At 46.6% G+C, this 14,337-nt stretch carries 10 protein-coding genes and 1 tRNA gene; 7 read left to right on the top strand and 4 right to left on the bottom strand.

Going from position 1 to position 14,337, the window contains the following annotated elements; all coding sequences use genetic code 11:
* The first annotated feature begins 9 nt into the window (after window positions 1-9).
* Both QN395_RS14070 and QN395_RS14065 read left to right on the top strand, forming a co-directional pair.
* Window positions 10-87, top strand: a tRNA-Ile gene (locus QN395_RS14070).
* A 7-nt stretch (window positions 88-94) separates the two neighbouring features.
* A complete protein-coding gene (locus QN395_RS14065; RefSeq protein ID WP_323492253.1) occupies window positions 95-1,609 on the top strand; it encodes a DEAD/DEAH box helicase in 1,515 nt (504 codons plus the stop codon).
* 6 nt (window positions 1,610-1,615) lie between these two features.
* On the opposite strand, the gene gluQRS is transcribed toward QN395_RS14065, so the two are convergent.
* Window positions 1,616-2,653 carry a tRNA glutamyl-Q(34) synthetase GluQRS gene (gene gluQRS, locus QN395_RS14060; protein WP_323492254.1) on the bottom strand — a complete coding sequence of 346 codons (1,038 nt, stop codon included), beginning with the start codon at window positions 2,651-2,653 and terminating at the stop codon, window positions 1,616-1,618.
* Between the two features lie 2 nt (window positions 2,654-2,655).
* A complete protein-coding gene (locus QN395_RS14055) occupies window positions 2,656-3,573 on the bottom strand; it encodes a LysR family transcriptional regulator (RefSeq protein WP_323492255.1) in 918 nt (305 codons plus the stop codon).
* A gap of 140 nt (window positions 3,574-3,713) precedes the next feature.
* Between QN395_RS14055 and QN395_RS14050 the strand changes: the two genes are divergently transcribed.
* Window positions 3,714-4,415, top strand: a complete 702-nt coding sequence (locus tag QN395_RS14050) for a pirin family protein (protein ID WP_322119930.1) — start codon at window positions 3,714-3,716, stop codon at window positions 4,413-4,415.
* A gap of 95 nt (window positions 4,416-4,510) precedes the next feature.
* Window positions 4,511-5,083 carry a flavodoxin family protein gene (locus tag QN395_RS14045; protein WP_323492256.1) on the top strand — a complete coding sequence of 191 codons (573 nt, stop codon included), beginning with the start codon at window positions 4,511-4,513 and terminating at the stop codon, window positions 5,081-5,083.
* A gap of 335 nt (window positions 5,084-5,418) precedes the next feature.
* On the opposite strand, the gene QN395_RS14040 is transcribed toward QN395_RS14045, so the two are convergent.
* Window positions 5,419-6,810, bottom strand: a complete 1,392-nt coding sequence (locus QN395_RS14040; RefSeq protein WP_323492257.1) for a YfcC family protein — start codon at window positions 6,808-6,810, stop codon at window positions 5,419-5,421.
* A 161-nt stretch (window positions 6,811-6,971) separates the two neighbouring features.
* Window positions 6,972-8,135 (bottom strand): succinylglutamate desuccinylase/aspartoacylase family protein, encoded by a 1,164-nt coding sequence (locus QN395_RS14035; protein WP_323492258.1) that lies wholly within the window; start codon window positions 8,133-8,135, stop codon window positions 6,972-6,974.
* A gap of 358 nt (window positions 8,136-8,493) precedes the next feature.
* On the opposite strand from QN395_RS14035, the gene QN395_RS14030 reads away from it, so the two are divergent.
* The 3 genes from QN395_RS14030 (at window position 8,494) to QN395_RS14020 (ending at window position 13,796) form a co-directional block, all read left to right on the top strand.
* Window positions 8,494-9,477 carry a MurR/RpiR family transcriptional regulator gene (locus QN395_RS14030; protein ID WP_323492259.1) on the top strand — a complete coding sequence of 328 codons (984 nt, stop codon included), beginning with the start codon at window positions 8,494-8,496 and terminating at the stop codon, window positions 9,475-9,477.
* Between the two features lie 217 nt (window positions 9,478-9,694).
* Complete coding sequence (locus tag QN395_RS14025) at window positions 9,695-12,418, top strand: TonB-dependent receptor (protein ID WP_323492260.1); 2,724 nt, start codon at window positions 9,695-9,697, stop codon at window positions 12,416-12,418.
* A gap of 115 nt (window positions 12,419-12,533) precedes the next feature.
* Window positions 12,534-13,796, top strand: coding sequence for a cyanophycinase (locus QN395_RS14020; protein WP_323492261.1), 1,263 nt, complete (start codon window positions 12,534-12,536; stop codon window positions 13,794-13,796).
* Window positions 13,797-14,337 lie beyond the last annotated feature (541 nt).

Below are 14,337 nucleotides of genomic sequence, written 5' to 3'. Positions count from 1 at the left end.
GAAAGAATTGGGCCTCTAGCTCATGTTGGTTAGAGCAGCGGACTCATAATCCGTTGGTACCGTGTTCGACTCACGGGAGGCCCACCATCATACAATGACTGATATCAAGTCCAATCCTGAGCAGATCGCTACCGTTGTAGTAGATTCTGCCCCCTCTGTACCTACCATACGTTTCGAAGATTTCGGACTGTCGCCTGAGATTTTGCGCGCTTTATCTGATCAAGGTTACGTACACCCCACACCGATTCAAGCTGAGGCAATTCCTATCGTATTGCAAGGCCGCGACGTGATGGGTGCTGCACAAACGGGTACTGGCAAAACTGCTGGCTTCTCGCTGCCGATTATTCAATTGTTGTTAGCGCACGCGAGCACCAGCGCCTCGCCAGCTCGCCACCCAGTTCGTGCTCTAATTTTGACGCCAACGCGTGAACTGGCTGATCAGGTGGCTGAAAATGTTCAGGCATATTCGCGCCATACACCATTGCGTTCCACTGTCGTTTTTGGTGGGATGGATATGGCGCCACAGACAGCAGCCCTGCGTGCCGGTGTTGAGATTGTGATTGCGACACCTGGTCGCTTGTTGGATCACATTCAGCAGAAAACGATTAACTTATCGCAGACGCAAATCCTGATCATGGATGAAGCGGACCGTATGTTAGACATGGGCTTTTTGCCTGATCTGCAACGCATCATTAATTTGTTGCCAAAGCAGCGTCAGAACTTAATGTTCTCTGCTACGTTCTCGCCAGAAATTAAAAAACTGGCTGCCAGTTTTTTAAGCAATCCAGTCATGATCGAAGTTGCCCGCAGCAATGCAACTGCGGACAATGTGACACAAATTTTGTATAAAGTGGCTGAGGAAGAGAAGCGCGACGCGGTCTCGTTCATTATCCGCGAGCGTGGTTTAAAACAAGTAATCGTTTTTTCCAACACCAAGATTGGTGCTTCGCGTCTGGCCGTGCATTTAGTCAAACAAGGTGTAAAAGCCTCAGCAATCCATGGTGATAAATCTCAGGCAGAGCGCATGGCTGCCTTAGATGCATTCAAACGTGGAGAAGTTGAAGTACTAGTAGCGACCGATGTGGCTGCACGTGGTTTAGATATCGCCGAACTGCCTTGCGTCATCAACTACGATTTACCGTATAACGCAGAAGATTATGTCCATCGGATTGGCCGCACTGGCCGTGCTGGTGCGACTGGCGATGCGATTTCTTTGCACACAGATAAAGATGAGCGTTTGCTGCTTGATATTGAAAAATTGATCAAGCAAAAAATCGTCAAAGTGCAATTGGCAGGTTTTGTCGCGCAGACGCAGCAATTAGCGGATCGTAAACCACGTCAATTCAGTAGCGATAGAGCGACTGAAAAATCAACGGATAATGTAGAGGGCAGATCAGCAGGCAGATCCATAGACAGAACGGCTGAAAAGTCATTCGATCGTCCTGCACGTAGTTTTAATCCGCCAAGAGAAAAAGTCGATCCTTGGTTTTTAAAGCCTTACGAACCTAGTGCATCGTCGATCAAAGTAGCGGCAACGAGTGAAAATAAAACAGCGGCCAAACCGCAGAAAAAAGCGGCATTGCTTGGCGGTCTGCGTCGGACTGATTGATTGCCATTAAACCTTAACTTGGTTCCAAATTGGTTCCGACTCAGTTCTACGCCTCTCGCGCTGTTCCAGTAATTGTCTCCATGCTGTAACAGCGCTGTGCCAAAATTCTTCCAAGGTATCTCCGTATTGTTGGGTCTCGATTTTTAATCCCAATAATTCTGCAGCTGGTAGTAAAGCCTGACGCAATACATCACGTTCGCTGCCACTGACATCAATCGCTTGCGCGCCAGTTTGTTTAGACAGTTTGTCGCCATTCGCATTGGCAACCACCGGAATATGCAAATACTGTACATGCGGTAATCCCAGCAAATCTTGTAAATAAATTTGCCTTGGCGTCGAGTCTAATAAATCATCACCGCGTACAACATGAGTTACACCTTGCGCTGCGTCGTCAACCACCACAGCGAGTTGATATGCCCAGAAACCATCTGCGCGTTTTAAAACAAAATCACCTGCCTCGATCGCAATATTCTGACGAATTTCACCTAACCATCGGTCGGTGAATGTCATCAGACCTTGATCTTCATCCGGCACCCGCAAGCGCCAGGCACGGGCGGGTTTGTTGTTTGCCAGACCTGCACGGCAAGTGCCAGGATAAATCACTAAACCAAATCGTGATGTTGACGGTAGCGCTGAGGTTGAGCTTGAGGTTGAGGTTGAATTTATGCTTGAATTTGAGGTTGAAGTAAGAGAACTACGCCGCGAATCAGCAATCTCTTTACGCGAACAGCTGCAGGGATAAATCATCGGGGCTAGTTGCCGGAAAGCGGTGTCGTATAAATGGGTGCGCTGGCTTTGCCATTCAATGGCATCGTTCCATTGCATTTTGCAACGGCGCAATAGTTCGATGATGGCTAAATCAGCGCCTTTGACATCTCTGTCAAAGTCTAAATCTTCGATTCTGAGTAGCCATTTTCCATCGTGGGCTTTGGCGTCTAAGTAACTCGCCATTGCCGCTACTAAAGACCCCATATGTAAGGCTCCCGTGGGTGAGGGGGCAAAACGTCCAACATAGTTATTCAACTTATTCAAGCTAGTCACCATCGTCAGCTGCCCAATAACATGCGCTGTACCACCGGATCAGCTAATCGTTGTAAAAACCACTGTAGCGCCTTTCCTTTGTCGTTTCTGCGCCAGGCAATGTGGTTATTGCCAGTGAGTCTGTTTTCTTGCAAAGTTTTTTCTACCAATGCGCCAGATTGTAGATGTGGCAACGCAAGCTTGCGCGGTAAATTACCACAGCCTAATCCCGCTAATTGCGCTAATAATTTTGCCTGCAATGTGGGAACTGTCAGCGTATCCTGGCCCGCCAGAAGTCCTGCATTGATCGATGGCAGATTGCGACCTGTATCGCCAACGGCGATTGCTCGGTGGCTTTGTATAACGGTCGATGTCAATGGCTCCGGCGCTGTTGCCAGCGGATGTTTGGCCGCAACGGCAAAGACCCAATCGATATTACCCATGCTCTGAGTCTGATACTCACCATGCATGCGCAAGGTATCTGGTCCATCGTAAGCGGCACCAATCGCTAGATCTGCGCGACCAGCGAGCAGTGTTTCCCATACGCCGGATAAGGTTTCTTGAGAAATTCTTAAGCGCGTGCCGCAGGCCTGGTGCTGGAACTCTTGAATCAGTGGCAAAAAATGTTCAAACTGAATTACGCCATCCATGACGATACGTAACTCCGCCTCCCAGCCTGTTGCCGTGCGCTTGACCCTTTGCTCCAGCTCTTCTGCTGCCAATAATAAATGCCGTCCTTGCGTCAATAATTCTTGCCCGGCCGTAGTTAGCTTGGCGCGGTGACCGCGTCGATCAAATAGCAGCACGTCCAGATCATCTTCCAGTTTGCGGATACTGTAGGTGATGGCGGAAGGCACTTTATCTAAGGCGCTTGCCGCTGCCGCAAAGCTGCCTTTGCGGTCGATGGCATCCAAAATTTGCAGTGCTTCGAGAGTTAAATTCATGGTGAATCATTCTTATACAAAAATACTGAACGAGAAGTAGAAAATATTCCCCTTATATTCAAGTTCTGGCAGGTATATATTGCATCACATCATATCAATTATTTGAATAAGGTAGGGTTTCCACCAACCCTAAAAATACGATGCTGACAGTTCATAAATCAGAACAACGCGGCTATGCCGAGCACGGCTGGCTGAGATCTCATCACAGTTTTTCCTTTGCCGATTACCACGATCCGGCACACATGGGTTATGGTCCTTTGCGCGTGATTAATGACGATCATATCGCGGCCGGAATGGGGTTTGGGACGCATGGTCATAAGGATATGGAAATTATTACCTACGTGCTTGAAGGAGCGATTGCGCATAAAGACAGCATGGGCAATGGCAGCACCATTCTCCCGGGTAATGTGCAGTACATGAGCGCCGGAACAGGCGTTCGTCATTCTGAATTTAATCCCTCTGCGGACAATCCCACGCACTTATTGCAGATCTGGATACAGCCGTCCGTGATTAACGCGACACCAGCTTATCAGGAAAAACATTTTAGTCGGGAAGACAAAGCTGGTCGCCTGCGCCTGGTTGCGTCGCCCGATGGTGCGGATGATTCCATTAAAATCCGTCAAGACGCGCGTTTGTATATTGGTCTGTTTGACGGCGAGCAAGCGAGTAGTTTGATCTTATCGAAAGATCGCCTTGCCTATATCCATCTGGCAAGCGGTCAACTGACTGTCAACGGCGTGCAGTTGTCAGCGGGCGATGCGGTGAAATTGCGTGAAGAGGAATTAGTGCAGTTGGAAGCGGGAAAGCAGGCAGAAGTGCTGGTGTTTGATTTACCAAAATAGTTTGGCTGAGCCGATGGGTAAACATACTCTGACGCGATGATTGATGAATGAAATAACGAAATAACGAAATAACGAAATAACTAAAAGGAACTCCCATGAAAAAAGTAGCGATTGTGTACCACTCAGGTTATGGCCACACTAAAAAAGCAGCAGAAGCAGTCCATGCAGGTGCCGCAGCGGCAGGTGCAGCAGCAGAACTGATTGCGATTGATGCCGAAGGCAATATCACTGATGCCAACTGGGCCAGTCTGGCAGAAGCTGATGCGATCATCTTTGGATCACCGACCTATATGGGCACGGTTTCCTGGCAGTTTAAGAAGTTTGCTGATGCCACGTCCAAGCCTTGGTATTCACAAGTGTGGCGAGATAAAATCGCTGGCGCTTTTACCAATTCTGCCAGCATGAATGGCGATAAACTGTCGACGCTTCACTACCTGTTCACCTTGTCGCAACAGCATTCCATGATCTGGGCTGGTACTGGATTGATGCCATCCAACAGCAAGGCAGCGCAGCGTAATGACGTTAATTATCTGGCCAGCTCTTCTGGCTTAATGACGCAATCACCGTCCGATTCTTCGCCAGAAGAAGGTCCGTTGCCAGGCGATCTGGAAACCGCAAAATTATTTGGTAAGCGTATTGCAGAAGTGGCTGCACGGTTCACTAAGTAATGATCCGGCTGCGATAGATGAGTTGATTTGCGGAGGGATGGCTAGCGGAGTTGATCAAGGAAGTGAATCAACGAAGTTAAGCCATTAAGTGAAGCAATCTGATCCATCAGCAGACCCGCCAACATTTTAGCGCCAAAAAAAGCCTGCTCAATGAAAATTGGCAGGCTTTTTCTTTTTTTGATGAGAGTACTACCGAGGTCTAATATAATTACTCCTACCCTGTATATTACAGTTGTCCATATAAAGTCTGGACAATACGGCATATTTTTAAAAAATAAAGGGGAGTATATATAAAGCCTTGATTAAATCTACCGCTTTGGCCTGCCATTTTCAGCCTATTGCCAATACATCAGACAAGGTGGAATCAGCAGCAGCAATGCCAGTACCAGATACATTAATTGCAGCGGGATCATCCACTTTGCCCAAGTTGCCCAGGGTATCCGTGCCAAGGCCAATACGCCGACAGTAATGCCAGATGTCGGGATCATCGGTGTCGTAAATTCACCAAACTGAAAAGCCAGAATCGCGGTTTGCCGCGTCACCCCGACCAAATCCGCCAATGGAGCTATGATCGGCATGGTTAGCGCGGCTTGTCCGCTACCTGAGTGGATGAAAAAGTTAATCACGGTTTGGATCAGAAACATTTTTTGCGCCGCAAACACCGGGCTGGCTGACTGCACAAATGGCATCAGACCATGGAGCATGGTGTCGATGATATTGGCGTCCCGGGCGAGGATCATGGTGCCGCGTGCCAGGGCAATCACCAGCGCAGTGGTGACCAGATCTTTTGCGCCTTGTAAAAATGCCTCGATAAATTCGTCCGAGCTTAATTTGCCGACGACGCCGACGATGATCGCCATGACTAAAAACAATGCCGCAATCTCATTAATAAACCACTCATACTTGACGACGCCCAGCACCATAACGCCCAACGAGGCTGCAAATAACAGCAAGACTAATTTATGCGTGACAGTGACACCGGTAAAGTGCGTAAACTCATCGTGCTTGAGACTTTTTCTTTTCTCTTGATCAAGTTCAAAGGTCGGACTTTTCTCTGGTGATTGTTTGATTTTCGCGGCGTACCACATTAAAAAGCCGATGGTCAGAGTGGTAGCAATCACCCACACAATCACACGGTATTGCAAGCCAGAAAACACCGGCACACCGGCGATGCCCTGCGCGATACCGACATTAAACGGGTTTAAAAATGCCGCAGCAAAGCCGACTTGCGATCCGATAAACGGGATCGAGACTCCCACAATCGAGTCATAGCCCAAGGCCAATGCCAGCGGGATAAAAATCAAAATGAACGGGATCGCTTCTTCACTCATGCCAAAGGTCGCACCGCCGAGCGAAAACATGGTGACAAAGACCGGGATAATCATTGCCCGGATGAATGCAGAATTGGTGTGCGCCTTTGCCACCGACTTGATCATAGAATCGATCGCCTCGGTTTTTTGCAACACGGCAAACGCACCGCCGACAATCAGCACAAAGCCGATGATCAGCGCCGCTTCAACAAAACCTTTGATTGGCGCCATCATCAAGGCCACAAAACCTTGCGGATTGCTGGTGATGTAATGGAAGGTGGCAGGATCGATCAAAGTTTTGCCATTGACGACGTGCGTATCGTATTTGCCGCCGGGCACTAGCCAGGTTGCTAGCGCAATTAAGGCCAATAGAGAAAACAGCAGCACAAAGGTGTTGGGGAGTTTGAGTTTTTTCATTTTTTGCATCTCCAATATTGGTGGATATTCATATACTCCCCCTTATTTATTTAAAATATCCCTCATTGTCCAATGATTATATGGACGATTAAATATACCTAGTGGGAGTATATATATTCACTGCGCTTGCGATATCGACTGAACGTAGCTCAAAGCTAATCTCAAAGCGACAATAATTTCCCTGTCCGGAACGGCACAGTACCCGCGATTTTCGCAATCGCCATTCCGCGCTGTACATAACGGTAGGCGGTGCGGGCAAACATTTTTCCACCGACTTTGGCGATGAGCGGGGTTGTTTTGCCAGAAATCGGATCAATCACCTCGCCGATGATGTCGCCTTGTTGCACCATGTCACCCGGTTTTTTTGAGAACACCAGCATGCCAGCATGCGGCGCGGCGATTGGTAGCACGGCTTCTAACGGCGTCGGTGCACAAAATGCGGCGGGTAGAGGTGGCGTTGCAATGTCGAGCTGTCCTTTGTAAGCAAGGTAGGCAATTAAGGCATTGGCATCTTGCTCTGCCAACTCATGCGCGACATCGACTTCTCCGCGTAATTCAACCGTGACGGGGACGCAGGCAAATGGAATTGGGAATTGATCTTTAAAATGGTTCGCCAGCTCCCACCAGAGCCGACCACAGGTTTCATCAAACGGATCGTCGCCAGATTCGGTAGCAAGTAGCATTGCCTCCGCGCCCAGATAGCGTGCCAGCGGCAACACCTCTTCGGCGACTGGTGTGCCGGTATATAAATGCATTACAGACTGATTGTCACAGTGCAAATCCAGAACGATGTCAGCATCACATGCCAATGATTGCAAGGTTTTACGTAAAGAGTCCGCCTCGCTCGCCGGCTGCCATTGCGCCAACAACAAGAGCACTTGCTCACGGATGATGCTGACATTTTTATTGATGTCACTTCCGAGTAGCGTAGCTAAGCTCTCGCGCAATACCGGTATTAAATTGCGGTAGCCGCGATTAAAGTTGATGCCCGAGGCCAAATCAAAACGCCCAAATGGCTCACCCTGAATCGCCTGGTCCAGACCAATCGGATTAGCCAGCGGTACCAGCACAATCTCACCCCGAATTTTTCCATTTGCCTCTAAGGCTTCTAGCTGCGCGCGCAGATGATGGGCCACCAACATGCCCGGAATTTCGTCCGCATGCAAAGAGGCTTGGATGTAGGTTTTGAGCGACCTCTGTACGCCCCTCGTATCGTTTGTACTATTGCTTCCATCATTGCTGGCGGCTTGCCCAAAGTGATAGCTGACAAATTGACGCTGGGTGCCGATGCTGCGCGCTTCTAGCAGGTGAGTTTTGATTTCCATATTGTTTTAATTGGTGTGGTTACGTAGAGGTTGTATTTTTGGGCAATGCTAATTTTTCAGATGCAAAGGCGGATCTCATTTTAGATGGTCTATTTTTTTCAAGAGTTCTGTAAAACCTTGATGAAAAAATAAACAAAGCGCGGACAGGCGGTAATCAATTGAAATCATTATGACGTATTTTTTACACAAAATGAAGTTATGCAAAAAAATTTACAAATAATGTTGAGTTTGTTCAAAATCAGATATACGATTCATTTCAGCAAAAATGTTTTAAACAAAATTGAAATATAAATAAGACGTGATGTGATTTTTTATTTGTATGATGTAGTCCCTGTTTTCTTTAGACTGAAAAATCCTTATGGTTAAGTCGATCACCCCAAATGTAGTCAATACCGAGGCAGCTACGCCAGAGGTCGCTTTTGCGCAATCCAAACTCGGCAAAATCCTGATTAAGACTCTGACTGAGGGATCGTCCTCATATCAAAGCATTGCGGATTATTTGTTGCGTAATCAGGTCAGAGTAACTGCCTTAGGGATAGAAGATTTAGCGCAAAGTTGCCAGGTATCGACCGCAACGATCAGCCGCTTTGCCCGCGATATTGGTTTCTCCAATTACGCTGCGATGCGTAATGAAGTAGCGGAGACTTTGCAAAGTGTATTTCAGCCAGTAGAAAAATTACGCAATACCATCGAGCGTCGCACGCAAGAGACTAATCCTGCTATTACCAGTCTTGAATACGCATTAGCCAATACCGATGCGACAAAACAAAACTTGTCGATTGAGGTCTTAAACCAGGTGGTGAGTAAGTTAGTCAAAGCGCGCACGGTCTACGTCATGGGCTTTGGCTTAAGTGCGCATCTGGCAGGGATGTTAGCGCTGCATTTACAACCATTTTGCTCGCATGTAGTTGAGGTGGTGGGTTATGGGGGTACCGAGGTTGCTGCCGGACATTTGGCCAGTATTTCTGATAAAGATGTCCTGATCCTGATCTCTTTTCCGCGCTATGCCAATGACGCCATCAAGTTAGCGCAATTCGCGCGTGATCATGACACCTGCATCGTATCGATGACCGATTCAACCGCGTCGCCATTGGCGGCAGTCGGCGATTTTTTATTATTGGCACCGAGTACTCATCCGGTTTTGCCAAGTAGTTCCATTGCGGCCATCGCGCTGATTGAAGCTTTAGTCAGCAGTCTGATGGTATCCAATCGTAAAAATGTAGAAAAGGCGATGAAGCTGACCGAGGCTTTATCCGCTTATTTACATGGGTCTGACGCGAACTCCAAAAGCAGTAGCAAGGAGCTAGCAATGAGAAAGAAGAAGAAATCAGAATCTGACTAGGACCTAAACAGCAGTTTTATTTAATCCCGGTCGGAGTTGAAAAAAATGGCTTTTAAAAAGCCAGGGTGAACTGCTGTCTAAAAATTTTGGTGCACTGGTGCTCAGCTTATAAGTGCTTCAGTATTTTTGTGATTCAAATGTTGGGTTAGTCCTTTGGAGTTAGTGTGTTGAGTGTTTGATTTTTTATCTTGTAAAAAAATTGTGAGGGGAAGTGAAAATGAAAAATAAAAGTAGAGAAATACAGACCAGGCCAACGAAGATTGCTTTATCTATTCGTTATGCTTTAGGTTTGTCGGCGGTCTTGGGTTGTGTCAGTCCTTCCGCGTTTGCACAAGCGGAGGCTGATGCAGCTAAAGTACAGCGAGTAGAAATCACAGGATCGTCCATCAAGCGGTTAGATGCAGAAACTGCGATGCCTTTGCAAATTTTGACCCGTGCTGAAATTGATAAAAGTGGCGTGACAACCGCAGCCGAATTATTGAGCAAAATATCCGCCAGTGCAGCTGCCTTAACTGACGGTGCCAGCTTTAGTGATAACGGCGGAACACAGCGCGGTTTTAACGGTGCCAACTTACGCGGTATCGGCGTATCTTCAACTTTGATTTTGTTGAATGGTCGTCGCCTCGCAAACTTTGCATCGCCGGGTAATTCTTCTGGTGTTGATTTAAATTCCATCCCCGCCGCAGCGATTTCTCGGGTTGAGGTGTTGAAGGATGGTGCGTCCGCAATTTATGGTACGGATGCGATTGGCGGCGTGATTAACTTTATCACGCGTCCTGATTATCAGGGCGCTGAGGTCTCTGCTTATACCGGTGGTACCCAACATGGTGGTGCAGGTAAAAATATCGTGACCTTATCCGGTGGTTTGGGTGACCTGACTAAAGATCGCTACAACGTTATGGCCGTGGTGAACGTGCAAGATAGTCAAAGTCTGCGCTCTACACAAAGAGACTGGATTGGTTCTGCCTACCAACCAGATATTAATCTGGACGTCAGCAGCTCTAATACTTATCCGGCAAACGTGCGTCGTACTAAAGCAAGCGGCAGTGCAACTGGCTCACGTTTAAACCCAAGCGCGCCAAACTGTAATCCGCCATCAACAGTGTATGCGCCAGGTAGTTTTGTCGGTAGTCAGGCCTGTTTGTATGACTATATGCACGACACAGAGATTTTCCCTGAATCCAAACGTTTTTCTCTGTTGTCGCGCGGCCAGTATGCCTTGAATGACGACACGACTTTATTCGCAGAGGTATTGCACAGCGATACTAAGACTACCTACCGTATCAGTCCTTTAACGGTCAGTGATCTTAATTATCCATTACCAAGTGCGGGCGGGATTTATTATCCAAGCAGTTTAATCACCACTAATCAAACTCCTTTGCGCGTAGGTTTGCGTTTGAGCGAGGCAGGTCCGCGTACGAATGAAGTCGATGCCGTTGCACAGCGTATCGTATTGGGCGCTAAAGGTAGCGTTGCCGGTTGGGATTACGACACTGCATTGAACCATAGCGTTAGCACTGTCGATGATAAATACGTGAATGGATATGTTCGTACCTCCTTGTTTAATGCGGCATTTCTGAGCGGAAAAATTAATCCGTTTGGACCTTCTGGTGCCGATGGCCTGGCACTGTTAAATGCTGCAAAAATTAGTGATGCGGCGCGTCATTCGCGTGGTACGACCGATTCCTTAGATGCCAAAGCATCGCGTGAATTGTTTGATATGGCGGGTGGTAAAGCCGCAGTTGCAGTTGGTGCAGAATATCGCCGTGAAAAATTAGACTTCACTCCTTCCGCGTTATTGGCTGCGGGTGAAATCCGTGGTGATGGTGCTGCGGCTGCCTATGGTGGTGACCGTGACGTGAAGGCGATTTATGCTGAGCTTAATTTCCCAGTATTAAAAAATGTGGAGACACAATTCGCACTCCGTCATGATCGTTATAACGACGTCGGTGGAACCACAAATCCTAAAGTCGGTGTCCGCTGGAATCCAACTAAAGAAATCATTTTCCGTGGTTCTTACGGCACTGGTTTCCGCGCACCGACTCTGACAGATTTGCATGAGCCGGCACGTGTAGGGCAAACCAGTGGTGTGTATAACGATCCTTTGGGATGTATCAAAGTCGGGGCGATTGATAACACAAAAAATCCTGATTACTGTGGTATCCAGCCTAATCTGATCAAAGGCGGTACCGCTGATCTGAAACCAGAAACATCCAAGCAATACTCGTTTGGTTTTGTGTTTGAGCCTATGCGTACTTTGACGACCTCGATTGATTACTGGCGCATTCAGAAGTCCGATACTTTGTTAGCTAACGAGGGCGCTTATTTTAGCGATCCTACGCATAACTCGGCATATGTGGTGCGCGCTGCTGCTGACCCAACTTTGCCTGGAATTCCTGGTGCGATTGTGTCGGTCGATGGCCGTACGCATAACATCGGTACCTTAGATACCTCAGGAATAGATCTGAATGTGAACTGGCGTTTGCCTGCAAACGATATCGGTAAGTTTGCTGTGTCTTTAAACGGTACTTATGTATTCGATTACAAAACTAAAACTACCAACGCGAGTCCAGAAATCAATGGTGTTGGCGTGTTCACCGATACTCAAGTGGTTCAACGCTGGCGTCATACCTTGACGTTTGATTTTGATCGCGGTCCTTGGGGTGCTACTTTGCAGCAGACGTTCTATCAAGGCTATCAAGATCAAAATCCTAATCCAGATGGTTCGGTACGTCGTGTTGGTTCGTATGCATTGTGGGATATGAGTGGTAGCTATAAGTTGTCTAATGCGACCAGCTTCCGGGTAGGTATCAAAAACTTGTTAGATACCAATCCGCCGCGCTCTAACCAGGTGTATAGCTTCTTAGCGGGCTATGATCCTAGTTACACGGATCCACGTGGACGCTTCTTTTATGCTTCAGTGAATTACGCTTTTAAATAACATTAAGTCATATTTAAAAGTGGGGTGGCATGCTGTATGCCTCCCCATTTTTCTATCTTTATGACGTATGACGCAGCGATGTATCGCTAGATGATTTTTCAGTGGATCTGTTCTCATGAGTAATTTGTTGTTATTTTTTTTGCGTCAATGTAAACGCATCAGTATTGTTTTCTTTATTCTTACTTTTGGTATGGTGCATGCCCAAACCAGGCTAGACCCAGCCAAGCCGGAGGCAGCAGGCACGCTGGTGATTATTGGCGGTGCTTTGCGCACTGATAATGCTGTAGTGTGGGAAAAAATAGTCGCTTTAAGTGGTGGCAAGGGCGCCAAAATTGCAGTGATTCCGGCTGCTGCTGCCAATCCCGAAAATGCGGGGAAAAATATAGCAGATACCTTAAACCGTTATGGTGCCCGCGCATTTGTGGTGCCGTTAGCGATCAGGCTCAAGGGGTCAGATTATCAAAATGTCGCGAATGATCCATCAGTAGCCTCACAAATTCGTGCCGCTGGCGGAGTCTATTTTTCTGGTGGAGATCAAGGGCGAATCACGCAAGCTTTAGTTAAGCCAGATGGTACCAAGAGCGCAGCATTAGAGGCTATTTGGGATGTGTATCACCGAGGGGGCGTCATTGCTGGTTCTAGCGCCGGAGCGGCAATTATGAGTAGCACGATGTTTTATGACGCCAAGGCCGTTTTACCTACTTTGCAGTTTGGCGTAAATGAGGGAAAAGAAATCGCACCTGGCCTTGGATTTATTGGCGACCAAGCGTTTGTTGATCAGCATTTGATTATTCGCGGCAGGTTTGCGCGGATGATCCCGTTAATGCTGAAAAAAAATTACAAACTAGGTTTGGGGATTGATGAAAATACCGCCATGATTGTGCAGGGTATGGCAGATATCGAAATCCTGGGATATAAAGGCGCAATACTGATGGATCTTAGCGAGGCGATATCCGACGCTCAATTGAATGCATTTAATATTAGTAACGTAAAAATAAGTTATCTGGATCGTGGCGATCGTTATAACCTGCAAACGAAGGTTTTAATCACGTCAAAAGAAAAGCAAAAAGGAGTAGTAGATCCTGCAAATCCTTACAATGCAGAGAAGAAATTTTATCCAGACATATTAGGAAACACGACAGTAGTAGATTTGATGCAGGATTTAATTGATAATAAGCAACTTCAGACAAAAGCGCTTGCTTTTGGTGATCCGGAAGCTCCAAATGCAGAAGCTGGATTTGAATTTACGTTCAGTAAGACTGCCGAAAGTAAGGGTTACTTTTCTAGCGCGCTAGGCTCTGACGCTTATACGGTAATGAATATTCGGATGGATATTCGACCTATCGTAATGCAAACGCCTTTATATCGATATAAATGAGCTTTTTTTTCGTTTAGACGTGGTATTCTTTTGAAAAATGAGTTATTTTACTCTTTTATTTCTGTAATAAAATTACATTTTAATTTATTCCACCTAGGTAATTAATTTTATGGCTTGGTTTAATAATAATTAAATTTGTAATTTTGCTACATTATTGATGTTTTTAAATGAGTGTTTTGCATTCGTAGCAAAAGTTTCAATGATCATAAAAATAGCTGATATCAGATTTGATAAGTCTACTCTGATGCTTGCAAATTTTGAAAAAATGAACGATGCTCTTCGTTTTTTAAAGCACAAACTAATTCGTCGCTAGCGAAAAATAAGTGATGCATAGTTTGTTAGCAGTTTAAAAGTCTTAGTAGTGCATAATAATTCGTAATGTGGTCTCGACTCTGTTTTTTGCATTTAATTAAGCATTAAATTCAGAGGAGCATATTTTTGTAAATGTGGTAACAGGAGGATGGTAGGTATGGATTTTTCAAATCACCAGCAAGAGCCGGGCAAGAAGGTGTTCGGGATAGGGCTGGTAATCGCATTTCAC

Origin of the sequence: Undibacterium sp. RTI2.2 (assembly GCF_035018705.1) — a bacterium.
In the GTDB taxonomy this organism is placed as follows: Bacteria; Pseudomonadota; Gammaproteobacteria; order Burkholderiales; family Burkholderiaceae_D; genus Undibacterium.
Note: the sequence above shows the minus strand (reverse complement) of the source record. Positions and strands in the feature narration are given on the sequence as shown.